Annotated in this window: 24 protein-coding genes; 19 read left to right on the top strand and 5 right to left on the bottom strand. The window is 38.5% G+C overall.

What is annotated here, in order from left to right; all coding sequences use genetic code 11:
- Positions 1–231: 231 nt before the first annotated feature.
- Complete coding sequence (locus HMPREF0013_RS09135; protein ID WP_005802520.1) at positions 232–891, bottom strand: epoxyqueuosine reductase QueH; 660 nt, start codon at positions 889–891, stop codon at positions 232–234.
- 455 nt (positions 892–1,346) lie between these two features.
- On the opposite strand from HMPREF0013_RS09135, the gene HMPREF0013_RS09130 reads away from it, so the two are divergent.
- The 3 genes from HMPREF0013_RS09130 to HMPREF0013_RS09120 all read left to right on the top strand — a co-directional run bounded on the left by HMPREF0013_RS09130 (position 1,347) and on the right by HMPREF0013_RS09120 (position 2,905).
- Positions 1,347–1,640: a hypothetical protein gene (locus HMPREF0013_RS09130; RefSeq protein WP_005076724.1), complete on the top strand. Its 294-nt coding sequence runs from the start codon at positions 1,347–1,349 to the stop codon at positions 1,638–1,640.
- A 202-nt stretch (positions 1,641–1,842) separates the two neighbouring features.
- Positions 1,843–2,307, top strand: a complete 465-nt coding sequence (gene soxR, locus HMPREF0013_RS09125) for a redox-sensitive transcriptional activator SoxR (protein WP_002114278.1) — start codon at positions 1,843–1,845, stop codon at positions 2,305–2,307.
- Between the two features lie 163 nt (positions 2,308–2,470).
- A complete protein-coding gene (locus tag HMPREF0013_RS09120; RefSeq protein ID WP_005076719.1) occupies positions 2,471–2,905 on the top strand; it encodes an I78 family peptidase inhibitor in 435 nt (144 codons plus the stop codon).
- A 72-nt stretch (positions 2,906–2,977) separates the two neighbouring features.
- Here HMPREF0013_RS09120 and HMPREF0013_RS09115 read toward each other — a convergent pair whose 3' ends face one another.
- Positions 2,978–3,601, bottom strand: a complete 624-nt coding sequence (locus HMPREF0013_RS09115; RefSeq protein ID WP_002114520.1) for a hypothetical protein — start codon at positions 3,599–3,601, stop codon at positions 2,978–2,980.
- Positions 3,602–4,071: 470 nt separating this feature from the next.
- Between HMPREF0013_RS09115 and HMPREF0013_RS09110 the strand changes: the two genes are divergently transcribed.
- Positions 4,072–5,451 carry an L-serine ammonia-lyase gene (locus HMPREF0013_RS09110; protein WP_002114276.1) on the top strand — a complete coding sequence of 460 codons (1,380 nt, stop codon included), beginning with the start codon at positions 4,072–4,074 and terminating at the stop codon, positions 5,449–5,451.
- A 43-nt stretch (positions 5,452–5,494) separates the two neighbouring features.
- Here the strand turns inward: HMPREF0013_RS09110 and paaZ are convergent, their stop codons facing one another.
- Positions 5,495–7,597, bottom strand: coding sequence for a phenylacetic acid degradation bifunctional protein PaaZ (paaZ, locus tag HMPREF0013_RS09105; protein ID WP_025464099.1), 2,103 nt, complete (start codon positions 7,595–7,597; stop codon positions 5,495–5,497).
- A gap of 266 nt (positions 7,598–7,863) precedes the next feature.
- Between paaZ and paaA the strand changes: the two genes are divergently transcribed.
- From paaA to HMPREF0013_RS09045, 14 genes are all read left to right on the top strand, one after another.
- Positions 7,864–8,802, top strand: a complete 939-nt coding sequence (gene paaA / locus HMPREF0013_RS09100) for a 1,2-phenylacetyl-CoA epoxidase subunit PaaA (protein WP_002114317.1) — start codon at positions 7,864–7,866, stop codon at positions 8,800–8,802.
- A 32-nt stretch (positions 8,803–8,834) separates the two neighbouring features.
- Positions 8,835–9,125, top strand: a complete 291-nt coding sequence (gene paaB / locus HMPREF0013_RS09095; protein ID WP_000389648.1) for a 1,2-phenylacetyl-CoA epoxidase subunit PaaB — start codon at positions 8,835–8,837, stop codon at positions 9,123–9,125.
- A 12-nt stretch (positions 9,126–9,137) separates the two neighbouring features.
- Positions 9,138–9,893 carry a 1,2-phenylacetyl-CoA epoxidase subunit PaaC gene (gene paaC / locus HMPREF0013_RS09090; protein ID WP_002114543.1) on the top strand — a complete coding sequence of 252 codons (756 nt, stop codon included), beginning with the start codon at positions 9,138–9,140 and terminating at the stop codon, positions 9,891–9,893.
- 16 nt (positions 9,894–9,909) lie between these two features.
- On the top strand, positions 9,910–10,410 hold the full coding sequence (paaD, locus tag HMPREF0013_RS0105160; protein ID WP_002114348.1) for a 1,2-phenylacetyl-CoA epoxidase subunit PaaD: 501 nt from the start codon (positions 9,910–9,912) through the stop codon (positions 10,408–10,410).
- Positions 10,411–10,433: 23 nt separating this feature from the next.
- The gene (paaE, locus tag HMPREF0013_RS0105155) at positions 10,434–11,495 is read left to right on the top strand and encodes a 1,2-phenylacetyl-CoA epoxidase subunit PaaE (protein WP_002114492.1); all 1,062 of its coding nucleotides are present in this window, start codon (positions 10,434–10,436) and stop codon (positions 11,493–11,495) included.
- An 8-nt stretch (positions 11,496–11,503) separates the two neighbouring features.
- Positions 11,504–12,277, top strand: a complete 774-nt coding sequence (locus HMPREF0013_RS09085; RefSeq protein WP_002114484.1) for an enoyl-CoA hydratase-related protein — start codon at positions 11,504–11,506, stop codon at positions 12,275–12,277.
- A complete protein-coding gene (gene paaG / locus HMPREF0013_RS09080) occupies positions 12,277–13,068 on the top strand; it encodes a 2-(1,2-epoxy-1,2-dihydrophenyl)acetyl-CoA isomerase PaaG (RefSeq protein WP_002114423.1) in 792 nt (263 codons plus the stop codon). Before HMPREF0013_RS09085 ends, paaG begins: the two co-directional genes overlap by 1 nt.
- A 2-nt stretch (positions 13,069–13,070) precedes the next feature.
- Entirely contained in the window at positions 13,071–14,609 is a 1,539-nt protein-coding gene (locus HMPREF0013_RS09075) for a 3-hydroxyacyl-CoA dehydrogenase (RefSeq protein WP_002114573.1), read from the top strand.
- A gap of 12 nt (positions 14,610–14,621) precedes the next feature.
- Positions 14,622–15,830, top strand: coding sequence for a 3-oxoadipyl-CoA thiolase (gene pcaF, locus HMPREF0013_RS09070; RefSeq protein ID WP_002114392.1), 1,209 nt, complete (start codon positions 14,622–14,624; stop codon positions 15,828–15,830).
- Positions 15,831–15,870: 40 nt separating this feature from the next.
- A complete protein-coding gene (paaK, locus tag HMPREF0013_RS09065; protein ID WP_000377856.1) occupies positions 15,871–17,160 on the top strand; it encodes a phenylacetate--CoA ligase PaaK in 1,290 nt (429 codons plus the stop codon).
- Between the two features lie 53 nt (positions 17,161–17,213).
- The gene (paaX, locus tag HMPREF0013_RS09060; RefSeq protein WP_000062822.1) at positions 17,214–18,179 is read left to right on the top strand and encodes a phenylacetic acid degradation operon negative regulatory protein PaaX; all 966 of its coding nucleotides are present in this window, start codon (positions 17,214–17,216) and stop codon (positions 18,177–18,179) included.
- Positions 18,166–18,771 (top strand): DapH/DapD/GlmU-related protein, encoded by a 606-nt coding sequence (locus HMPREF0013_RS09055; RefSeq protein WP_005802502.1) that lies wholly within the window; start codon positions 18,166–18,168, stop codon positions 18,769–18,771. The genes paaX and HMPREF0013_RS09055 overlap by 14 nt, the downstream gene beginning before the upstream one ends.
- Positions 18,772–18,849: 78 nt before the next feature.
- On the top strand, positions 18,850–19,233 hold the full coding sequence (locus tag HMPREF0013_RS09050) for a PaaI family thioesterase (RefSeq protein WP_002114399.1): 384 nt from the start codon (positions 18,850–18,852) through the stop codon (positions 19,231–19,233).
- A 61-nt stretch (positions 19,234–19,294) separates the two neighbouring features.
- Positions 19,295–20,173: a LysR substrate-binding domain-containing protein gene (locus HMPREF0013_RS09045; RefSeq protein WP_002114282.1), complete on the top strand. Its 879-nt coding sequence runs from the start codon at positions 19,295–19,297 to the stop codon at positions 20,171–20,173.
- Between the two features lie 92 nt (positions 20,174–20,265).
- Here HMPREF0013_RS09045 and HMPREF0013_RS09040 read toward each other — a convergent pair whose 3' ends face one another.
- Positions 20,266–20,967, bottom strand: a complete 702-nt coding sequence (locus tag HMPREF0013_RS09040) for an SDR family oxidoreductase (protein ID WP_002114397.1) — start codon at positions 20,965–20,967, stop codon at positions 20,266–20,268.
- 182 nt (positions 20,968–21,149) lie between these two features.
- Positions 21,150–21,572 (bottom strand): hypothetical protein, encoded by a 423-nt coding sequence (locus tag HMPREF0013_RS09035; RefSeq protein ID WP_002114388.1) that lies wholly within the window; start codon positions 21,570–21,572, stop codon positions 21,150–21,152.
- 126 nt (positions 21,573–21,698) lie between these two features.
- Between HMPREF0013_RS09035 and HMPREF0013_RS09030 the strand changes: the two genes are divergently transcribed.
- On the top strand, positions 21,699–25,637 hold the full coding sequence (locus tag HMPREF0013_RS09030) for an NACHT domain-containing protein (protein ID WP_002114259.1): 3,939 nt from the start codon (positions 21,699–21,701) through the stop codon (positions 25,635–25,637).
- Positions 25,638–25,656: the final 19 nt, after the last annotated feature.

The raw sequence follows: 25,656 nt of genomic DNA, 5'->3' as shown, positions 1-25,656 counted from the left end.
TTTTATTTTTAATGAGAAGGGTAAAGTATTTATTGATTTAAATATTTTGATGAAATTTTAAAAAATTTAAATTTAAAAGATTTATTAATCTTATTTTAAGCTAACTTCATTATTCTAATAATATCAAAGCTCAGTACAGTACACCTTTTGGCCACATTCTCCAGATGTGGCCTTTTTTTATTGGGAATAAATATAGCTTAGAATGAATTAATTTTTTAAGGAGAATAAGATTTAATCTTCTTCCATGGCATTACTATAAAACTTAACACCTAGTTTAATTCGATCTCGTCCATTACTCATACGCCAGCGATTGGTGTCACGTAAAGAATATACACAGCCGCAATATTCCTGTTGGTAGAATTCCTCTCGCTTACTGATTTCAATCATTCGACTAGAGCCACCATTTTTTCGCCAGTTATAATCCCAATATTGAATATCTGGATAATGGGATGCTGCCCGAATTCCACAATCATTAATTTGAGCCATATTTTTCCAACGAGAAATTCCTAACGAACTACTGATGAGACTAAAGCCGTGTTCATGTGCATAAAGGGCGGTTCGCTCGAAACGCATATCGAAACACATGGTACAACGAATACCGCGTTCTGGTTCATCTTCCATACCTTTAGCTCGAGCAAACCAATTATCCGTATCATAATCGGCATCGATAAATGGAATATTATGCTTTTCTGCAAAACGAATATTTTCTTCCTTACGGATGAGATATTCTTTTACCGGATGAATATTAGGATTATAAAAAAATATCGAAAATTTAATTCTAGAATCAATTAATGCTTCCATAACTTCTCCTGAACAAGGAGCACAGCAAGAATGAAGTAATAATTGATCATGTCCAGATGGGAGTTCTAATTTTAAACGTTGGGTTGACATAATAAAAAAATAAATTGCAATTCTAATAATTATATATTTTTATTTTGTATAATGTGAACTGAATTATTTTCAATTAAACATGAAATTTATTTAATATTTTAAAATTTATTTATTACTTTATTTGTGGTTTAGTTGAATATAATGAAATAATTAGATTATTAAATATTAAAATTATTTATATCGTCGCTTTTAAATTTATTAACCGAAATACTATATAGTAATATAAAATATAGATAAATTTAATATTTTTTAAAATAATAATATTAAAAGATAGCTAGGTAAGTGATTGATGTTTCTAAATATAATTTGAAATTTTTTTATGTTTTTATTGTGATGTGTGTCACAGATAAACCTTATTTTTTCAATTAAAATATTTCTTTAGATTTGTAGCTTTAATAAATCTATACTATAAAACTTGATGTGTTTTTAAATTTAAGTGTGTGATTATTTGAGATATGAAAGATTGGCAATGTAAGTATTGTAATGGTTACATTATGGTTAATCATTCAAAGATCAGTGTAGGAGAAAAAGTTTACTTTTTGGTATATAAATTTGATGCAAAGAATGAACGGAAAAAATTATATAAAAAGGGAATTGTAGTTGCTCGCTACGATAATATACTTCACATTGAGTCACGCAAAAAAACTTATAAGATCGAACAAGCTAAGGTCTATCCATTAGGAGCACCAATGCCTTTCGTTTACAACATGTTTTGGGTTTGCGGGTGCCCATGTACCCTAAAAAATTAATTTTTTTAATTTAAATGTCAGCAGCTTATTTTATAAATTTAATTGAATTAATAATCGTATCAAATTTATTTTCACAGCGTTTATAGAAAAGCCAAGACAGATAAGCTCATCAAAGTGGTTTTTAGCAGTTAAGGTGTTTGGATTTTTATTTGACAAAGTAAAGATGCTCTTTTATAAACCTCGAGTAACGTTGAGGTTAAGCATGATAAGTGAAAATAAAAAAACTGACTCTAGTCGAGTTTTGACGGTGGGGGAAGTTGCCAAAAGGAGTGGAGTTCCTGTCTCGACCCTACATTTTTATGAGGCGAAAGGGCTGATAAAAAGTATAAGAACCAATGGTAATCAGCGTCGCTTTCCATTAATCGTTTTAAGATATATTGCGATTATTAAAGTTGCTCAAAGAGTAGGAATTCCTTTAAATGAAATTAAAGAGGCTCTTAGCGCATATCCTATGGGGAGCAAATTAACAGCTAAACAGTGGAAAGAGTTATCAAGCCATTGGCGAAAAGATCTTGATGATCGTATTCAAAAATTAACGAGGTTACGGGATGAAATGGACTGGTGTATTGGTTGTGGTTGCTTATCACTAGAGCAATGCCCTTTAAGAAATCCAGAAGATGTTTTGGGGCAAGAGGGATCTGGACCACGAATTTTGGAAAGGCCTTAATTGCAATATTTCAATAATTATTTTTAGGAGGGAATATCTTAAATTCCAATAAATTAAATATATGGTTAATAGAACTTCTAAGTGAGTTTTTTATTGTAAACAAGTCACATGAAACATGAATTTTTTTGATATCTTTAATTTTTTTATTAAGAAGCAAAAATTTATGAAAAAAATTATCTTTCTTGGTTTAGCGCTTGTTTCGTTAACGGCTTGTTCATCTGTACAACATAAAGATCCAACTCCACCAAAAATTGGTTCACCAAACCCAGCTAGTCAATATTGTGTTGAACAAGGCGGGAAATTAGAAATTAGAAATGAAGCAAATGGTCAGGTTGGGTATTGTCACTTACCAAATGGCCAAGTCGTGGAAGAATGGAAATTATTCCGTGATAACCAAGCGAACTGTGTAGCAGAAGAAGCTCAAAAATTAGTGGGTCAATCTGGCCTTACTGATGATCAAATTAAACAAAAAACTAAATCAGAAATTGTGCGCAAAGTGGCTCCAGGTCAACCAATGACTATGGATTATCGTACAAACCGAGTTACAGTTACTATTGATCCTGCTTCTAAGAAAATTACTCAGGCAACCTGTGGTTAATATGTTTAATTAAAGTTTGCTAAATCAAATTTTAAAGAAAAGAGCCTGCTGAAAATGCAGGCTTTTTTTACTTTAATTTTCGGAATAATGGATAAGGGGATACTCTTTTTGTTGTGGCAGCTTCTGTAAAGCCTGATTAATTTTGATGAGAAAAATATCCACTTTGTATTGGCTTGGATTGTTGGTGTTGTATGAAGCTCTTTCTTGATAGTTAATTCCGCATCCAATAATTTTCATATTTGCAGGGTTAAAGCTCCAGTCATTTTTATTTTTGATCGAGATATCTAAATCACTATCACATTCTTTCCAGAGTTTTAAAAATTGATTGGAATATACAGCTGGAGCTTCTTGTGCTCGGTAGGCTGTAAATCCTTGCATTTCAGGATTAGCAAACTGAAGGAGATGATTGGTAGGCATTCCTCCCCAAAGTATAGCCGTATCTTTCGGTAGCTTTATCCACGTTATATTCTCTTCTTTAAGAGGTGCAGTTTGCTCATTTTTCTGTTTTGACTTTTGAGATTTGTAAACCAGTTTTGTTCCAACAGGAACCGTTACACCTTTGACTTGAGTGATTTGTGTTGTATAGAAATAAGGCGAATCATCACGGTTACAGCCTGTTGGGTTATAACAACCAATACAACCACTTAATAATAAAATAGGGCAACTTAAAACACTTAATTTGAAAACTCGATCCATTTTTCTTGTCTTTAATTATGTCTAGAAATTTAATATATCAGCTTTTAAATCAATAATAAAAAAAGCCCCTAGCGGACTAGAGGCAGAAAAACATCAGATGCAAGAACAGGTGAATTATGCATCTGAGTTAAGTAGGTTGTATCAAACCATGTAAAGCACTTTACCAGCAAAAATGAATAAAAATAGGGAGGTGCGACTAATGGCTAATATTTGTAGTTTTTTATTTGTACAACTTCCTGTACTTGTTTTAAGGAAGGGGGCGCTAATACATTTATATTTGTTAATAAAAACTACAAAAGTTATGGCTGTGAACAAAGTTATTTATAGTGATTGTTCAACCGTTGTCTTTTTGTGCTACTGCCGAAGAGTTATTCGTGATTTGTACTTGGCTTAATGATAATTTTAGAGCTATCCGAAAGGACAAAATAATGACGAACATACGAATAATAATGAATCGAAGGTAGGACCACGTGTTTATTAGTGTATTTGATCTTTTTAAAATTGGCATCGGCCCATCTAGCTCCCATACAGTTGGACCAATGCGTGCGGCATACAGTTTTGTGGAAGATTTATTGAAGCAAAACGATTTACAAGCCACGGTTAGAGTTCAGGTGAAGTTATACGGTTCGCTGTCGGCAACTGGTGTTGGTCATGCGACAGATAAGGCTGTTCTGTTAGGTTTAATGGGTTTTGACCCTGAACATATTGATACTCAAGTAAGTACAAGCTTGATCGAAGATGTTCTTGAAAATAAAGCCATCCAGCTTAATCAGCAAAAGAGTATTTCTTTTGACTATAAGCATGATGTGCTTTTTTTAGATGAATCTTTGCCTTATCACCCCAATGCAATGGAACTGATTGCGTATAACGGGGCTCAAGAAATTTTATATACAGAAACTTACTATTCGGTTGGTGGTGGCTTTATTGTCAGTGAAAGACAATTAACACATACCCAAACTGAAACCAACGACGTTAAAGTTCCATATCCATTTCACAGTGCGGCTGAACTTTTAAGCTTATGTAGAACTCATCATTTATCAGTGAGCGAGTTAATGCTTGAAAATGAAAAAAGCTGGCGTAGTGAAGCTGAAATTCGCAGCAAGATTATGGAAATCTGGAAAGTGATGCAGCAATGTATTCACAACGGATTAATTAATGAAGGCATATTACCGGGTGGTTTAAATGTAAAACGTCGGGCTAAAAAAATTCATGATAAGTTATTAAATAAGAAAAATTCAAACCTGATTGTGACGACCTTTCATGCGATGGAATGGGTCAATTTATTTGCCTTAGCGGTAAATGAGGAAAATGCTGCTGGCGGTCGAGTAGTGACGGCACCCACAAATGGGGCAGCAGGAATTATTCCGGCAGTTTTATATTACTATGTGACTTTCTCTAAAGACTTTTCCGAAGATAAAGTGGTTCGTTTCTTTTTAAGTGCAGCAGCCGTTGGCATTTTATGTAAACTCAATGCTTCTATTTCTGGTGCAGAAGTAGGGTGTCAGGGCGAAGTCGGCTCAGCGTGTGCGATGGCTTCGGCGGGTTTAGCCGAAATTTTAGGTGCCTCACCTGAGCAAGTGGAACATGCGGCTGAAATTGGGCTTGAACATAATTTGGGTTTAACGTGTGACCCGATTGGTGGTTTGGTTCAGGTGCCTTGTATTGAACGAAATGCAATTGCCGCTGTAAAAGCCATTAATGCAGCCCAAATGGCACTTCATGATGACGATGAACACTTTGTCACGCTAGATAAAGTGATTCAGACCATGAAAGAAACTGGCAAAGATATGTCTGAGAAATATAAAGAGACTTCAAAAGGTGGCCTTGCTGTTAACGCCATTGAGTGCTAAAAAAATGAGATGGGGACGAGGTGACCCCATCTCATTTTAACCATTAAGCTTCGCGAGCAACTAAAGTTAAAATATCGTAAGTTGCGACAAGTTCACCACGTTGGTTTTTGACTTTAATATCCCACACCACAACGCCATGCGCAGGCTGAGACGGGTCTTTTTGTGGCTTAGGTGTTTTTTGTTTACAGGTGAGTTCAACTTGGATTGAGTCACCAATTTTAACCGGTTCAACAAAGCGTAAGTTGTCCATACCGTAATTGGCAATCACAGGGCCTTGTGCTGCATCTACAAATAGACCTGCTGCGGCAGACACAATGAAGTAGCCGTGTGCCACACGTTCACCAAAGAAAGACTCGGCCGCTGCGATTTTGTCAGTATGTGCATAGAAGTAGTCACCGCTTAAACACGCGAAATTGACAATATCAGCTTCAGTGACTGTACGGCGTGCTGTTAATAGTCGTTCACCAATCACTAACTCATCAAAAGACTTTTTAAATGGATGTACGCGGTCTTCGTTAACTTTCGAGCCAGCAGTCCATGAGTGGGTAATTTGCGTTAAACTGTTTGGAGAACCTTGAATTGCAGTGCGTTGCATATAATGTTTAACTGCACGAATACCACCTAACTCTTCACCGCCACCTGCACGACCAGGGCCGCCGTGTACTAAATGTGGAAGTGGTGAACCATGTCCTGTACTTTCTTTTGCTGACTCTGCATCAAGTACATGCACACGGCCATGCCAAGGCGCAATTTTTTGAATAATTTGTTCAATATTCTCATCATTATTTTTAACGACAGAAGCCACTAGGCTACCTTCACCACGTGAAACAAGATCAGCTAGTTCTTCAATATTTTGATATGGCATGAGTGTACATACCGGACCGAAAGCTTCTGTGGTATGAACATTCGTCGCTTGTAAAGGTTGTTCGCACACCAATAAAGTTGGAGCGAAAAAAGCACCTTTTTCAGGATGGTCTGCATTAAATGTAAAGCTATCATTGCCACCAAAAACAATTTTTGCGTCTTTGCTGAGTTCGGCAACCTTTTCTGCAACGTCATGTTTTTGTTTAATACTGGCTAAAGCGCCCATGGTGGTTTCTTCTTTTTGAGGGTCACCCACCACAACTTTAGCAAGTTTGGCAGTTAGCTTCTCTTGCACAGTCGCTAACAAATTTTCAGGAACGAAAGCGCGACGAACCGCAGTACATTTTTGACCTGCTTTTGTAGTCATTTCACGGAAGACTTCACGCACAAATAAATCGACAGTTTCTTCATTTGCATCAGGGCTTAAAATTGCGCTGTTTACCGAGTCGGCTTCCATGCTAAATGGAATCGAATATTTATTGAGGTGAGGGTGGTTACGTAGTTTTTGGCCTGTGTAGGCAGAACCTGTAAAAGTCACGCAGTCTTGTGGGCCTAAGTGGTCGAACAAGTCATAAGTCTGACCACAAATGAGTTGTAGCGAGCCTTTTGGTAATACATGTGCTTCTTCAATGGCTTTTACAACAGCTTGAGTTAATTGAGAGCCATCGGTTGCAGGTTTTACAATACATGGCACACCTGCAAGTAGCGTCGGTGCAATTTTTTCAAGCATTCCCCAAATTGGGAAGTTAAATGCGTTGATGTGAACGACAACACCTGCTTTTGGGCTTAAAATGTGTTTAGCGCCGAAAGTTCCATTTTTAGATAATTGAATCCAGTTGTCTTCGGTAATAATTTTTTCGTCATTGAGTTCACGACGAACCAGACTCGAATAAGCAAATAATGTCTGGATGCCACCTTCAATATCAATCCATGCATCTTTACGAGTCGCACCTGTTGCATAAGCAAGTTTGTAGAAGTCTTCCTTACGCTCAAGTAAATGTTGGGCAATTTGTTTTAACGCATTGGCACGTTGGTGAAACGTCCAGTTAGCCAGTTCTGAACCATTTTGTTTCGCATATTGAACAACACGTTTCATATCTATGCCATGACTACTTACGGCATAAATCGATTCACCTGTAATGGCATGATAAACGGTACGTAATTCTTCGTCAGACGAATGCCAAGTTCCATAGACATAAGAAGCAAGATGAGGCAGTTGATGCTCAGACTGCTGAAAATCTGTGTCAGTTGAGGTTCCTTCTAGGTGTGCTTGTTCAAGCATGACCAAACTCCTTTTTTATTTGATACATCAATTATAAAAATTGCAAAAATATGATTCATAATTTCAGATTAATTTGTATAAAAGTCAACTTTATTTTGATTTTTAAAAGTAAAAAAGTTTTTTACATTTAACTTAATTTTATTTATTTCAATGGTTTGAATTGTTTTGTTGTTGTGAATTTAATTTGATACTAAAAAATTAGTTGACTTTGTTTTTTTGTGTATCGAAAAATAGATTTAAGGGTGATGCCTACAGGGAATGAAAGAATGGAAAACAATTACCAGAAATTTGAACAAAATATTGCCAATGAAATTACGATCGAGGCTAAGGATCAAATGCCTGATGCCTACCGCAAAACATTGATTCGTCAAATCGGGCAACATGGCCATTCTGAAATTGTAGGTATGTTGCCTGAAGGAAACTGGATTACGCGTGCGCCGACTTTAAAACGTAAAGCGGTTTTGCTCGCGAAAGTACAAGATGAAGCGGGTCATGGTTTATATCTGTATAGCGCTGCAGAAACCTTAGGTGCTGACCGTGATGACATGATGGAAAAGTTGATTAATGGGAAAATGAAATACTCATCAATCTTTAACTATCCAACTTTGACTTGGGCAGATGTCGCTGCAATTGGTTGGCTTGTCGATGGGGCCGCCATTGTGAACCAAGTTGCGCTTTGCCGTACTTCATATGGGCCATATGCACGTGCGATGGTACGCATTTGTAAAGAAGAAAGTTTCCACCAACGCCAAGGTTTTGAAGCCATGATGGCTTTGGCAAACGGTACACCGGAACAAAAACAGATGGCACAAGATGCAGTGAACCGTTTCTGGTGGCCAGCACTGATGATGTTTGGTCCAAGTGATGAGCATTCTCCAAACAGCGCACAAAGCATGGCGTGGAAAATCAAGCGTTTTAGTAATGATGAATTACGTCAAAAGTTTGTCGATAACACCGTACCACAAGTGTTGCAACTTGGTTTGGAAGTACCGGACCCAGATTTAAAGCTCAATGAAGAAACAGGCCACTATGAGTTTGGCGAGATTGACTGGCACGAATTTAATGAAGTGATTGCCGGACGTGGACCATGTAATCACGAACGTATCGAAGCACGCCGTAAAGCATGGGAAAACGGCAAATGGGTTCGTGATGCAGCAGTGGTCTACGCGAAAAAACAGCAGCTTGAAGCGAATAAAGTGGCTTAACAAGATTTATGGAAAAATTTGAGGAAATCAAAATGGAAGATAAAAACAACTGGTCGCTCTACGAAGTATTTGTACGTAGTAAACAAGGCTTAAGCCACCGTCATGTAGGCAGCTTAAGAGCACCTGATGATGAAATCGCACTACAACATGCTCGTGATGTTTATACGCGCCGTAATGAAGGAATTAGCATTTGGGTGGTTCGTTCAGAACTGATTAAGTCATCACAACCAGATGAAAAAGCTGAATTTTTCGATCCTTCTTTAGACAAGGTTTATCGTCATCCGACTTTTTACCATATCCCAGACGGCATTGAGCACATGTAAGGGGAATGGCAAATGAATCATTCAGTTTTATCTAAATTCTTATTACATATTGGCGACAGTCAACTGGTTTTATCTCAGCGTTTGGCTGAATGGTGCGGGCATGCACCTGAGCTAGAAATTGATATTGCCTTAGCAAATATCGGCTTGGACTTGTTAGGTCAAGCAAGAAACTTTCTGACTTTGGCTGGTCAATATGATGAAGCTAGACGTGATGAAGACCAACTTGCGTATTTCCGTACAGAACGTGAGTTTTTAAACCTCTTGTTGTGCGAACAATCCAATGGTGACTTTGCACAAACAATTGTACGTCAGTGGTTGATGGACCATTACCATCTTCATTTATTTACGGCTTTAGCGCAAAGCTCACTTCCTGAATTAAGTGCGCTTGCTGTGAAATCTTTAAAAGAAGTGAAGTATCACATCCGTTTTTCGACGAGCTGGATGGAACGTTTAAGTTTAAGCACAGATGAAGCACATCAACGTGTGCAAGACGGATTAAATAATTTATGGCGCTTTACTGCTGAATTATTTGAACTGAGTGCAGACGAAAAAGCATTAGTTGCAGAAGGTGTGATTCCAGATTTTTCAAATGAAAAAGAGCAATGGAACCAAAGCATTGCAGATGAGCTTAAGCGTTTTGAATTAAATGTTGCTGTGAACGGTGCTTATCGCCGTGGTGCGAAACAAGGATTGCATACCGAGCATTTAGGTTATTTGTTGGCTGAAATGCAGAGTATTCAAAGAACTTATCCGGGCATGACCTGGTAAGACAAGGAGGTGAGCCATGCAAATGATTCGTCATTGCATCGACCAATGTTGGGATGTTCTACAAACGGTAAGTGACCCCGAAATTCCGGTTTTATCGGTTGTCGATTTAGGCATGATTCGTGGTGTAGAGATTAACGATCAACAAGAAATTATTGTTCGTCTAACTCCGACATATAGCGGTTGCCCAGCAACAGATATGCTCAAAGCACAGATTGTTGAGGCATTTACCGCAGAAGCTTTGACACCGGTCAAAGTCATAGTCGATTTGTCAGAAGCATGGACCACGGACTGGATGTCTGAAGCGGGTAAAAAGAAACTGCAAGTTTATGGCATTGCACCACCTGAAGGGTTGGCGCATCAGTGTGGAACTCACGTTCATTTAAATGATGGTGTCGAGTGCCCACGTTGTAAAAGCCGACATACCCGACTGTTAACAGAGTTTAGTTCTACCGCCTGTAAAGCACTTTATAAATGTCAGGACTGTCTTGAGCCTTTTGATTACTTCAAATGTATTTAAGTCTTTAGATAAGGAAATCAGCCATGAGCCAATTTGTACCATTAAAAGTAAAAAGTATTACGCCGCAAACCGATCAGGCAATTTGTATTGCATTTGACGTTGTACCTGAACAACAAGAACAATTTCATTTTCAACCGGGGCAACATCTAACCATTCGCCATTTAACCGAAGCGGGTGAAATCCGCCGTTGTTATTCAATTTGTAGCTATGCGGGCAAAGAAGACATCAGTATTGCGGTTAAAAAAATTGATCAGGGTCAATTTTCAAACTGGGCAAATGACCATTTAAAAGTGGGCGATGTACTTGAAGTCATGCCACCACAAGGTGTGTTTTTTCAAAAAGCAGCCAAGATGGGCGGACAAAACTATTTAGGCGTTGCTGCGGGTAGTGGTATCACGCCAATTCTATCAATTATTAAACAAGTTTTATTTGAACAACCTGAAGCTAACTTTACCTTGCTCTATGGCAATCGCTCATGGAAACAAACCATGTTTGCCGAGCAAATTATGGATTTGAAAGATCAGTTTAAAGAACGCTTTCAACTCATCAATATTTTTTCTCGTGAGTTCAACGATAGTGAAATGATGAACGGTCGTATTGATGCAGAAAAGCTAAAACAGCTTTTTGATTTTGAAGTGCTTGAAACGAGTTTTGACCATGTATTTGCCTGTGGCCCAGACGAAATGATGAATGCCGTAGAAAGCACTTTGCCGAACTTTGGTATTGCCAAAGAGCGAATCCACACCGAACGTTTCCATACAGGGCAAGCGCGTAAACGTAGTGTTGAAGCGGATGCAAACCGTAAAGAAGAAAAGGTCAACATCATTTTAGATGGTCGTGAACTGATTGTTTCTGTGGCTCAAGATGATGAAAGTATTCTGGATGCGGCTTTACGTGCGGGTGCTGACTTACCGTACGCATGTAAAGGTGGGGTGTGCGCGACCTGTCGTTGTAAGGTGCTTTCTGGCGAAGTCGATATGTTCCTTAACTATAGTCTTGAAGAAGATGAAGTTGAAAAGGGCTATGTGCTGAGCTGTCAAACCTTGCCGAAAGGCCCAAATGTTCGCTTGAGTTTTGATGAATAGAGGCTGTCATGCAAGAGTTGATCAAAGCCAGTACAGCTGCTGACGGTGTTTTGTTATTAACCTTAAACCGTCCAGAAAAAAGAAATGCCTTAAACAATGCAACATTGCAGTGTTTGTGCGAGTTGCTCGAAGAAGCTGAACATAATGCTCAAGTCAAAGCAGTGGTTTTAACAGGTAACTCACAATGTTTTGCTGCTGGAGCAGATCTTAGCGAGCTGGCTGCAATGGACGCCGTGACTTTACAACTCGATATTCGTCCGAAGCTTTGGCAAAAAATTGATGCGTTTAGTAAGCCACTGATTAGTGCAGTCAATGGTTATGCCTTAGGCGCTGGGTTCGAGTTGGTTTTGCATTCAGATATGGTGATTTGCGGTGAAAATGCCCGTTTTGCTTTACCTGAAATTGGCCTTGGTATGTTACCGGGAGCAGGTGGAACACAGCGTTTAGCACGCTTGGTTGGACAACAACTTACCATGCGCTGGAGTATGACTGGTGAAATGATTTCGGCAAAACAGGCAGAGCAACACGGCATTTGCAGTCAAGTGGTGCCGACCGAATTAACCGTTGAATATGCGGTTCAACTTGCAGCCAAAATTGCCAAACAAGCGCCTTTAGCGATTCGCGTGATTAAACAATCAATTAAAAGTATTCATGAAACGACTTTAAGTCAGGGACTCAAGTTTGAACGTCAAAACTTTGTCTGGCTGGCGGCTACAAAAGATCGAAACGAAGGGATTAATGCTTTCTTTGAGAAAAGAAAGCCAGTGTTTAGAGGTGAGTGATGGACTATCAAAATATTATTGCTGAAGAAAAAAATGGTGTTGGCTACCTGACATTTAACCGCCCAAAAGCACTGAATAGCTTTAACGTTGATATGCACCGTGAAGTGGCTGAAGTTTTAAACCAGTGGACCAAGAATCCGAATGTTCGCTGTGTTGTGATTAGTGGTGAAGGCCGTGGCTTTTGTGCAGGGCAAGATTTAGGTGATCGTGTAGTAGACCCAAATGCTGAAGCTCCAGATTTAGGATATTCCATTGAAACTTACTATAACCCGCTCATTAAAACGATTGTAAATATGCCAAAGCCTGTCATTTGCGCGGTAAATGGTGTGGCAGCAGGTGCAGGGGCAAATATTGCACTGGCGTGTGATTTGGTGATTGCAGCTAAATCGGCAAACTTCGTACAAGCATTCTGCCGCTTAGGTTTGGTTCCAGACTCTGCGGGTACATGGTTTTTACCACGTGCTGTAGGTCATGCGCGTGCTATGGGACTGACTTTGTTAGGTGACAAGCTCCCAGCAGAAACCGCAAAAGAATGGGGCATGATTTGGGATGTCGTTGAAGACGCTGAACTTAAAACAAAAGTCACTGAACTCGCTGAACGTTTAGCGAAACAACCTACTTTTGGTCTATCTCTTATTAAAAAAGCGATTCATCAATCAAGCAATAACACCTTTGATGAGCAAGTGCTGTTAGAGCGTGACTTACAACGTATTGCAGGTCGTTCCGAAGATTATCGTGAAGGTGTACAAGCCTTTATGAATAAACGTGAACCAAATTTTAAAGGGCGCTAAGCATGACAGATTTAGACTTATCTCGTGCCCGAATTGCCGTGATTGGTTCTGGCACCATGGGCATTGGCATTGCCCAGTTAGCCATCGTAAACGGGCACTCGACTGTTTTATATGATTTAGATGCTCAAAAAGCGCAACAAGCCGCTCAAGGCTTAGGGCAGACATTTAAAAAGCTGGTTGAAAAGAACAAGCTTACACAACAGCAAGCTGATGAAGCCTTAGCGCGTTTAACTGTAGTCAATCAAATTGAAGCTTTAAGAGACGCTGACTTAGTTATTGAAGCGGTCGTTGAGAAAAAAGAAATTAAACAGTCTTTATTTAAGCAACTCGCTGAAATTTGTAGTGCGCAAACTATTTTTGCAAGCAATACATCTTCAATTTCAGTGACTGCAATTTCGGCTGGCATTGCTCATCCTGAGCGCGTGGTCGGTTTACACTTTTTTAACCCTGCACCAGTCATGAAACTGGTCGAAATTGTACAAGGCTTAAAAACTCCAAACAGCTTATGTCTGGCTTTAAAAAATTTGATGCTGGGCTGGAAAAAAATTCCGGTACTCACCAAGTCGACTCCCGGGTTTATTGTTAACCGAATTGCACGTCCGTTTTATGCAGAAGGCTTTAGAGCACTGCAAGAACAAGTCACCAGCTACGACCAGCTAGACTATGCTTTAAAGCAATGTGGCGGTTTTGCGATGGGGCCGTGTGAACTTACTGACCTGATTGGGCAAGATGTTAACTTTTCGGTAACCCAAAGCGTTTACCAAGAGTTCTTTTACGAGCCACGCTACCGTCCAAGCCTCGTTCAAAAAGAATTGGTCGATGCAGGTGCTTGGGGCCGTAAGTCAAAACAGGGTTTCTATAGTTATAACGAAAAAAATCAATACGAGACATTTCAGCCTCAAGCTGTGGTTGCCAAGCCAGTTGATGCACATATTCAGCTAAAAGGGACTTGGTCTCAGCTACCTGCTTTTTTAACGCGTTTGGGTTTAAAAAGCGGATCTGTGAGTGATGACAATATCCTTCAAATTGATGATATCGACTTACGTTTAAGCCAAGGTGAGTCAGCCAATATTCATTACTTAAGCCGTAAAGTGATTTTAATGGATTGGCACCATGATTTTGAACAGGCGGAGGCTTTAGTACTCAGCCATAACGAGCTTTGTGAAGCAAGTGATCTGGCTAAAGTTGAAGCTTACTTTGCGCAGTTTGGTATCAGCGTGATGTGGATTAAAGACCATCCGGCCCTGTTAACCTTACGCACCATCGCTTTACTCATTAATGAAGCATGCGAAGCAAGTTTACATGGTGTTGCGAGTCTGGAAGATATTGATAATGCCATGAAATATGGAGTGAATTATCCTAAAGGCCCTTACCAGTGGTTGACACAAATGGGTGGTGCGTATGTGCTCCAAACCTTAAATAACTTATATGCACTGTATGGAGAGGAAAAATATCGCGCGAGTATCTACCTCAAGCAATATGTAGCGAAAACTCAAAACATTGCTACCCAATATTCACGTGATATGACCGAATTTGCATAATCAGGAGTCAACATGGAAGACGTTTTAATTTGCGATTTTATTCGTACCCCAATTGGACGATATGCAGGTGCCCTAAGTGCTGTACGTGCAGATGATTTAGCTGCATTGCCCATCAAATATTTAAAAGATAAACACCCGAACCTACCGTGGAATACGGTAGACGAAGTGTTTTTAGGATGTGCTAACCAAGCAGGTGAAGACAACCGTAACGTTGCACGTATGGCAACACTGTTAGCAGGCTTACCTGATACAGTTCCTGCCATGACGGTCAATCGCTTGTGTGCCTCTGGTTTAGATGCGGTGGGACTTGCAGCACGCTCAATTAAAGCTGGTGAAGCACAGTTTGTGTTGGCAGGTGGTGTAGAGTCCATGAGCCGTGCGCCATTTGTACAAGCTAAACCGACTGAAGCGTTTAGCCGAACCCCTGAAATTTATGACACCACTATTGGCTGGCGCTTTGTAAATAAGCAACTTAAAGCGCAATACGGCACCGACAGCATGCCTGAAACTGCTGAAAATGTAGCTGAAAAATATCAAATTAGTCGTGAAGACCAAGATGCGTTTGCATTACGTAGTCAGCAAAAAACCGCTGCTGCCCAACAAAGTGGTTTCTTTAACGATGAGATTTTGCCTGTCGAGATTACAGACCGTAAGAAAAACGTGGTTGTGGTGAACCGCGATGAACATCCGCGCGAAACGACACTTGAAGCACTCGCTAAGCTAAAAGCCCCATTTAAAAAAGAAGGCGGTTCGGTGACTGCCGGAAATGCCTCTGGTGTAAATGACGGTGCTGCGTGTGTGTTAATTACCAACCGTGAATTTGCAAATACACATGGTTTAAAACCTTTAGCACGCGTGATAGGCATTGCAAGTGCAGGGGTTGAACCCAAATATATGGGTATAGGTCCTGTTCCGGCTGTACAGAAAATTTTAAAGCAAACAGGTTTAACGCTAGATCAGATGGATGTGATTGAGCTGAATGAAGCATTCGCAGCCCAATCTTTGGCTTGTATGCGTGAACTTGGTTTAAAAGATGACGATGAACGCGTGAACCCAAATGGTGGTGCGATTGCGTTAGGACATCCGCTCGGTATGAGTGGTACACGTTTAGTCATTACCGCAACACGTGAGCTAAAAAAACGCGGTGGACGCTATGCACTTTGCACGATGTGTGTAGGTGTTGGACAAGGCGTCGCACTGATTTTGGAAAACTTAAATTAATTCAGACGGTTTTTAAAATTACATAATGAGGAGAGAGGCGATGGACAGCCTTACAATGGATAATGTTGAGCAATTAACACTTGCAGAGCTTAGAGAGCTGCAAACTAAACGGTTAAAGCAAACCCTGACTTTTGTATATGAAAATAGTCCGGTCTATAAGAAAAAGTTCGATGAAGCGGGTGTACATCCTGATGACTTCGTGACTTTAGACGATCTGGCAAAGTTTCCATTTACCACCAAACAGGATTTAAGAGACAACTATCCGTTTGGAATGTTTGCCGTACCGCAAGAGCAAATTGTGCGTTTACATGCATCATCAGGCACAACGGGTAAACCGACTGTGGTGGGTTATACCCAAAAAGATATTAACACTTGGTCGGATATAGTTGCGCGTTGCTTACGCATGGCAGGTTTAACCGCGAAAGACATGGTTCAGGTGGCTTATGGCTATGGACTGTTTACAGGTGGACTAGGTGCACATTATGGTGCTGAGCGCTTAGGTGCAACGGTTATTCCAATGTCTGGCGGGCAAACTGAAAAGCAAGTTCAGCTTATTCAAGACTTTAAACCGACTGCAATTATGGTTACGCCATCGTATTGCGTGAGTATTATTGAAAAGCTCGAACAGCAATTTGGTACTGCACGTAATACGTCTTTAAAAGTCGGTATTTTTGGTGCCGAGCCTTGGACCAACGAACTGCGCCGTGAAATTGAAGAACGCCTTAATATTAAAGCACTCGATATTTATGGTTTGTCTGAGGTGATGGGGCCGGGTGTTGCGATGCAGTGCTTAGGTGAGGGCGAGGGATTAACCATTTGGGAAGATCATTTCTACCCAGAAATTATTAACCCAGAAACAGGTGAAGTTTGTAAAGATGGCGAACTTGGCGAGCTAGTCTTTACCACCATTACCAAAGAAGGCTTACCGATTATTCGTTACCGTACTCGTGATTTGACCCGTTTATTACCGGGTGAAAATCTGGCAATGCGCAAAATGGATAAAATTGTGGGTCGTAGTGACGACATGCTGATTATTCGCGGTGTGAACGTTTTCCCGACCCAAATTGAAGAGCAAATTTTGCAAGTTCCGCATTTAGTTCCAAATTATGAAATTTTGGTGACTAAAAAAGGCCATATGGATACTTTGCATATTCGTACAGAGATGTGTCATAACTGTACTATACAGGCCAATCAACTTGCTCAGGAGTTGATGAAACGCATTAAAACCATGATTGGGATTAGCGTTACTGTAGAAGTTGTGACAGAAGCGACCTTACCTCGTTCGGAAGGTAAGGCAAAGCGGGTAATCGATATGCGTCAGATTGCTTAACATCAAGATCATTCAGGGTATAGAATCTATACCCTGAAACTAAACGCCAAGACATGAGTATGAGTGCAAAAATACAGCAAATAATTGATTCTGTTGTAAAGAATGAAACCTTAAGTGGAACTTCGCTTATTTCGACAATTTTTGGAGATTCAGTACTTCATCGGGGTGGAAACATTAGTCTTGCAAGCCTGATTCAGTTATTAGAGCTATTTGGTTTTAATGACCGTGCTGTAAGAACCTCTGTTTTTCGTTTAGTTAAAAATGATTGGTTATGTTCAGACAAAATCGGCAGAACCAGCTTTTATCGAATTACCGATTCAAGCCGTTCGACTTATTTGCAAGCCGAGCAACGTATTTATAACGACCAGATGAAAGAGTGGGACCATTATTGGGATCTTATTCTGATGTCTAGCCTCGATACTGAAAATAAAGCGTTGTTAAAGAAAGAACTCGAATGGTTAGGATTTGCCAATATTTCGACCAACTTAATGGCTTATCCGGGTTGTAACCGTATTGAACTGCAACGCTTGTTGGTTGACTTAAATATGAGTGAGCAAGTGGTGGTGTTTAAAGCCGAAACATTGCAGCTCTTTAATAATTCGGTCGATACCATTGGCCGTATGCTCAGAACCAACTGGCCCATCGATGAATTGCGCCAAAGGTATCTACAGTTTCTTGATATTTTTAGAGAAATTGGCGTGTTGCTGATGCAGGAAAACGAACAACTCGAACCTGTTCAGGCCTTTCAGATTCGAACTTTGCTGATTCATTATTATCGACGGATTTTATTGAAAGACCCAGCATTACCGCTTGAGTTGTTGCCAACTGACTGGCCCGCGATTAGTGCACGAACGTTATCAATGAATATTTATAAAAAAGTATTTGAACCTGCCGATGAATACTTCTTGTCTGTTGCCGCAACAGCAGAAGGACCCATGCCAAATGCCACAGCACATTATTGGCGCCGTTTCGGAGGCTTGGTTGCGACAAATGAGAGGTTAAATCATGCCTTGTTATAGTATTGACGGTGTTATTCCCGTCGTTAGCCCAGACGCTTTTGTACATCCAACCGCTGTTTTAATTGGTGATGTGATTATTGAAGCGGGTGTATATGTAGGGCCATTTGCTTCATTACGTGCCGATTTTGGCCGTATCCATATTAAGCAAAATGCCAATATACAAGATAGCTGCACCGTACATGGTTTTCCGCAAAGCGTGACTTTAGTTGAGGAAATGGGCCACATTGGGCATGGGGCAATTTTGCATGGTTGCCGCATTGGAAAAAATGTTTTGGTTGGCATGAACAGCGTGATTTTGGACTATGCCGAAATTGGTGAAAACACCATTATTGGCGCAAATAGTCTGGTCAAAACCAAAGATATTATTCCGGCAAATGTATTGGCAATGGGTAGTCCTGCCAAGGTTGCACGTGATTTATCAGAACAAGAAAAAAAGTGGAAAACCCGCGGCACGCAAGAATACATGGAGCTTGCACAGCGCTGTTTAAACTCAATGCAAGAAGTTCAGCCTTTAGCTTCAGAGTCAGATGACCGCCTGACCTATAAGGACTTTAGTTCTTCAAACTATCAGATTAAACAAGATAGTGTTTAACGGCTTTTAATCATTCAATTTCAATACACATAGGTTTGTAAGACTTAAGGGAATACTCGCACGAGTAGGGAGACGTTTGTGCAAAAAATGGAAACCAACGCGGTTGATCAATTCGCAGAGCTATTGGGTGTACAAGTGCTGCATCGCAGTTTTGATGAAGCGCGTTGCAAGCTTAATGTCAAAGACGAACACATGAATGCATTGGGCAGCGTGCATGGTGGTGTCATATTTTCTTTAGCCGATATCGCTTTTGCGATGGCTTGTAATGCAGGCGATGCCCCATATACAGGCCTACAGGCGGATATTCGCTATATGAGTGGTGCGAAAGATAGGGTGTTATTTGCAACGGCAACCAAGGTCGGAAGTAGTAAAAAATTCGCGCATTATGAAGTGGTCATAACAGATGGTTTGAATAATAGAGTCGCTTTATTTACATCTACGTGTTATAGGCTTGCGCCGTGAATAGGTTGCATACAGTTAGCAAACAAACTAGAGTGTAGAAAAACTACTTCTTGATTTTTTCATGTTATCTCGTCGAAAACTTCCATCTTTAAATGCTTTACGTGCTTTTGAAACAGCGGGCAGGAAGTTAAGTTTTCGCGCTGCTGCTGATGAATTAGGTGTTACGCAAGGTGCTATTGCCCAACAAGTTCGTGCATTAGAAGATCATTTAAACGTTACTTTATTTCAACGGCTTCCACGAGGACTGTCTTTGACTCCCGAAGGAGCAAAATATCTGGTCAATATCACTCGTGCTTTTGACATTCTTACTGATTCGACAGAATTACTATTAGATCAGCCAGATAGCGTTACGATAAGTGTCACCCCAACTGTTGCTGCCAAACTCTTAATTCCTCGGTTAGGCGATTTACATACTTTATTACCTGACATTAACTTACATACATTAGCTACTGAAGCAGTATCTGACTTTGATCGGGATCAGGTTGATATTGCTATCAGGCTAACCACAAAATCATTTCCAGAGAATTTGGAAACACAATTATTGTTTCGTCAGGAACTCGTAGCTGTAGCAAGTCCTTATTTTGTCAAAGATTTAACGTTGCCATTAAAACGTGAACAGTTATTATCAATGCCACTTCTGCACGATGCACACGATCAATGGCCAAAATTTCTAAATACATTCACCAAGTTGTCAGGGCCTATATTTAATCAAACCACTCTGGCGTTGGACGCTGCTGTATCAGGGCAAGGAATAGCTTTAGCATGTCGAGCGTTTGTTGAAGCAGATATTAAGTCAGGAAAACTAGTACAAGTTGTTTCCGAAACTAAAATAGTTGAGCCAAGTTATTTTCTTGTCAGAAAAAAAGTTCTAAATCCGAATGACAAAGTAGATCAAATTTGGAAATGGTGTATTGAATATTTAGGTACAGAGCAACCATAAAAAGAGAGTTTTATTGCGGTGATGAGTTTAACTCTAACCTTGAAGGGATAATGGTTTAGCAATTTATCCCTTCAAATTTTTATTAAGATTCATTATACAGAGCGAGTTAAGCCACCATCTACTCGAATATTCTGCCCTGTAATATAAGCAGCACTATAAGATGCAAGGAAAGCAACTGTATCTGCTATCTCTTCTTTTGAACCATAACGCTTCATTGGAACATTGTTAATGCGTTCATCTGTTTCTGGCTGAGTATCAATCCATCCAGGTAAGACATTATTAATACGGATATTATCAATCGCATAGGTATCTGCACAAATTTTGGTAAATGCTGCCAATCCAGAACGAGCAACTGCAGAGGTTGGAAATAGTGAGCTAGGCTCAAATGTCCATGCACTTGAAATATTGATAATTACACCTTGCTTTTGTTTTTGCATTACAGGAATAACTAAACGTATAGGTCGTACAGCATTAAGAAAGTAAGTGTCTATACCATCATGCCAATCTTGGTCTGTTAATTCTAAAATTTCCTTGCGGGGACCATGTCCTGCACTGTTAACCAAAACATCTATTCGTCCCCAACGAGAAAGAGTTTCATCAATAAGGCGTTGAACATCGTCTATTGATTGATTTGATCCAGTAATACCTAGACCATTCAGTTGGTTTGCGAGAGCTTCACCTTTTCCTGATGAAGAAAGAATCGCAACATTAAATCCATCTGCTGCTAATTTTTTTGCAATAGCTGCGCCCATACCACTTCCCGCAGCCGTAATAATAGCGACTTTCTCAGACATAATTTTACCTCTTAATTTAATTAAAAATATGAAATATCTAATAAATTTTGAGATGATGTTAAAATTTAAGAGGGTGTTGAGCAAACGATATATTTTCGTTAAACCCAGTAGAAAATCTACTGTCTTACTCAATTTACAGACTTGCGCCGTAAGATGTGGTTGTTTGGTGGTTAGAGCTATTATCAGGTACTTAACTTATAACCAAAGTGATTAAGACATACGTTAATTCCGTTAAGTGAATAGTCTGTACAGCCTTTATGAATGCACTTGTTTTCTGAAAAGCCTTCATGAGCTAAAACAACTAAGAATTGCTTAATACTGTTTATTCGATTTTGGCTTAAGGTTTGGTTCACGTCTAAAAGTTTAATCCCAAAAACAGGTGCTGTTGGTGTATCTGGATAACACTCGAAATACCATGCTTGCTCACACTCAGAGCAGACATAATAAAACTCACTATAATTAAATTTTGGACGAGTTTCTTCGCATGGAGCTTCTTCAATGATGTAGTGAGGAAACCTATTTTTCATTCCATAGTTATTGCTGAAAATATTTGAAAAGCTGTCAGGACATACAAAAAATTCACCGACATTTTGACATTCACACATAGATTATGTTCTTTAACTTTTTCTTGAAATATATAATAGAGTCAATCAAAGAAAATTTTATATTTATCTGGTATATGATTAGATTTTTCTTACAAGATATTCCAAATATTAGGTACTTAAAAATAAATGATTAAACGAACTTTGTGGTATCAAGTTGAAAAAGAGTATTTGTCAGTAACTCAAGAAGATTTACCTAATATGGATAACTCCTTAGTTATTTTAGGAGAGGCAGGTATGGGAAAATCTTGCCTGCTTGAGTGGTTAGGAAGCTTGGATAATTTTGCATATTGTACTGCTCGACAGTTACTCTATCGTCATAAACCTAGTACTTTGCTAAATAATAAAAAAGTTCTTGTAATCGATGCTTTGGATGAATTGAGTTCATCTAAGGATGGGGATGGTATCGATTTAGTTTTGCAAAAATTGGGAGAACTTGATTATCCACAGTTTGTTTTGTCTTGTCGTGTGGCAGATTGGCGTAGTGCTACTGGTTTAGTAGCAATTAAAGAACAATATAATATTGAACCACTAGAACTTCATTTAAATCCTTTCTCTCAAAGTGATATGAATGATTTCTTAAGTGAAAAAATAGGAAATGAGCAAGCATTGAAAGTTGTGGATCACTTTGTGAACCTTGGATTAGAAGGGCTATTGGGTAATCCACAAACATTAAATTTGATTTCAGAAGTAGCTAGGTCGACTCAACTACCTGAAACATTAACTCAACTTTTTGAACAAGCAGTTGGCTTATTAAGAATTGAACATTCTGAACAGAAGATAGAAAGACAACTATCCAAAGAAACTGAACTTGAAGTAGCAGGAGCTGCGTTTGGAAGTTTAATATTGTCAGCAAATGAAGCTATTACTAGGAAGCCTATTCACAGAATTGATGATGGTGAATTACCAATAAGTGAAATAAAAAGTCTTACAAATGGGCAGTATATTGAAAATGTAATTGGTTCTCGCTTATTTAAAGCTAATGGTGTTGAACGCTTTACCTATTTACATCGTAGGATAGGAGAGTTTTTAGGTGCTAAATGGCTAACTAAACAAGCAAATACGAGCCGTAAAAGAAAACGTCTTCTATCTTTTTTCCATGCATATGAGCTTGTTCCTGCTAATTTACGTGGCATGCATGCATGGTTAATTATAGATCATAATTTAGCTTTCGAAGTTATTAAATCTGATCCAATCGGAATATTAGAATATGGGGATGTCGATAATCTTTCAGTAGAACAAGCTAAAGTTTTATTGTCTAGTATAGAAAACTTAGCAGAAAATAATCCTAGGTTTTATAAACGAAATAGCTATCAGATTCGGGCTTTCACCACACCAGTTATTTTGAGCCAAATTAAAGATATTCTTTTAAATTATGAGATTTCTTTTACGTTTAGAATTTTTTTACTTGAATCTATTCAGTCATTTCAATTGCCAGCTTATTTTATTGAAGTTTTAAAGAAGTTAGTTTTAGAGGCTCAGGTAGAGTATGCGATTCGTAAAGCCGCTGGTGAAACATTAGCAATTCAAAAGCAACTAATAGATTGGGAAGAAATTTATCTAAATCTCTCTAAATTTAATGATGAATCATCATTTCGACTAGCTTTAGAACTACTACAAGATATTGGATATAACAGAATTGATAGTAAGCTAATAGCCACTTTAGCTTTTTTATACTTAAAAACTGAAGAAACCGTTTCGGGACCAGTCTGGTTCATCGAAATTGATTTACCTGATTATCAAATAGAAAATTTTCTTGATACTTTTGTAGAACATTTAAAGTTAGAAGAAAAAAATTTTCAACATGATGAAAGATATGAAATAAAGAACCTTCTTTCTCATTTAATATTAAGAGTTCTTAATTTTAAAGAAATTTTAATTGAAAAATTATGGGGATGGCTTGAAGTATTTGATTATAGCTACGGTTATAATAATGAAAAAATAAAAGAATTAGAAAAATTTTTCCGAAACAATGATTTATTAAGACAAAAAATACAAAGCTTTGTACTTCTTGAACTTACTAATGAGAAGCTTATAGGGCAACGATCTAGAGATCTTTCACAAGCATCATTAGGTCTTATACCGAATGAAAACGATGTTATTTTATTATTAGAAAATATGTTTTTAACTAATCCTAGGGATGAGCGTTGGAAAGATATTGTTCACTTAGTACAACATGATGGTGAGATAGGTCAGGAGGTTCGTAACGTAGCACAGCCTTTTACTAGAGGTAATGTAAAAGATAAGCTATGGTTAGAGCAAATTTCTATTAGACAACTAGATAATTGGGAAATTAAAAATAATTTACGTAAACAAAAGCTAGAAAAGAAACAAGAAGAACTTCAAGCTAAAGAAATAAAATTTTATTCTGAAAATAGTGAGTTGCTACGTAAAGGTCACTTTGAGGTAATTTTACTACCTGCTCAAGCATATTTAAAAATGGTTAATGATATTGATAGAGAACCTGCACCTCATCAATGTATTGCAGCATGGCTAGGGGATGAAATATCAAATATTTGTATGGAAGGGTTTGAAAATTTTCTAACAAATAGGGTACCCGAAGTAAAGGCTGAAGATATTCTCGAAATTAGAAAAGAAGGCAGGATTTATAATGAAGTTTTTATTCTAATAGCCGCATTAGCGGAGCGTGTTCGAAAAAATATTGGCTTAAATGGTTTACCTGATGAACGCTTATTTGCTGGTTATTTTACCTTAATGAATTGTCGATATGACCAAGAGGCAAAAATTCCTGAAGTATTCGAAGAAATTGAAAATGAGTTGCTCAGACGAGGTTGTTTAGAAGAAGCACTACAATTATTTTATGAACCACTATTTGAAAGCAGATTTGCTGATATTCATGGTTTATATAATGTTATGAATGGAGCAAAATATAAAAGTTTCAATATTGAATTAGCTAAAAGATGGATGGATAAATTTCCACTTATTGCGTTTAAACCAGAATCAGAATTAATAGATAGTTTGCTTTATGCAGGCCAGTTTGATTTTCTTAAAAAATTTCTATCACAACGTATAAACCTTGAAAATATTGAGCAGAAGAAAAATTGGATTGGTATAGGCTTAATTATAGATTTTGAAGAAACGATTAAAAAATTTCAAAAAGAGTTATCCGATAGAGATTTTATTTGGACTATTAGAGATAGGTTAAATGGAAGATACCGAGAAAATAAAGCGAACCTTCAACTAAGTGTTAATTTATTAGAATGGATAATGAATACATTTCGATCTGAATATCCTGATACAGGTTATCCTAGGGGAGTGTATTCAGGGGATAGGCAACCTTGGGATGCTGCTGATTTCCTTAAGGCGATTGTTGCTCAGTTAGCTAAAAAACCTAGTGATGAAGCATCTAGAGCATTAGAGCGACTTAAGAATGCAGAGCCAGATAGTTATACAGATTTAATTAAGACTTTACAGTATGAACAAAAGCAGATACGAGTTGAGAGTTTATATACGCCTCCTACAATTGAGCAAATTAAAGCAATTTCAGAAGATCTATCCCCTCAGTCCATTTCTGATTTACAAGCTTTTATTCTAGAAGAACTAGCTGTAGTTCAAGCCAAAATCAAAAGTGATGATGCAGAGTCTTGGCGTGGTTTTTATGATGATAATGCCAAACCATATAAAGAAGAGCGCTGTCGAGATCATTTGATAGGATTGCTCCGACAAGGAAGTAACGAAGTAGTTTATGAGGTGGAAGTTCATGAAGCTGATGATAAAGAAGCTGATATAGGATGCACTATAGGGCAATTGCGTTTACCAATAGAAGTAAAAGGGCAATGGCATCCTGAATTGTGGACTGGTGCTGATAATCAGCTCAATAAACTATATGCACAAGACTGGCGTGCTGAGGGTAGAGGTATCTATCTTGTGCTCTGGTTTGGCCTAAGGACTGACAATAAGAAGTTAAAAAGCCGAGGTAAGGGAAAACTTAACCCTACTACCGCTGATCAGCTAAAGGAAATGTTGATTGAAAGTAGTCAAGCTGCAAAATCTGGGCAAATTGAAATAGTGGTTTTAGACATTGAAAGATTGATTTATAAAATTTAAAAATAAGTGAAAAAGTAAG

The sequence above is a fragment of the Acinetobacter sp. SH024 genome, from assembly GCF_000163635.1.
In the GTDB taxonomy this organism is placed as follows: Bacteria; Pseudomonadota; Gammaproteobacteria; order Pseudomonadales; family Moraxellaceae; genus Acinetobacter; species Acinetobacter pittii.
This window is presented reverse-complemented; position numbering and strand designations above follow the sequence as displayed.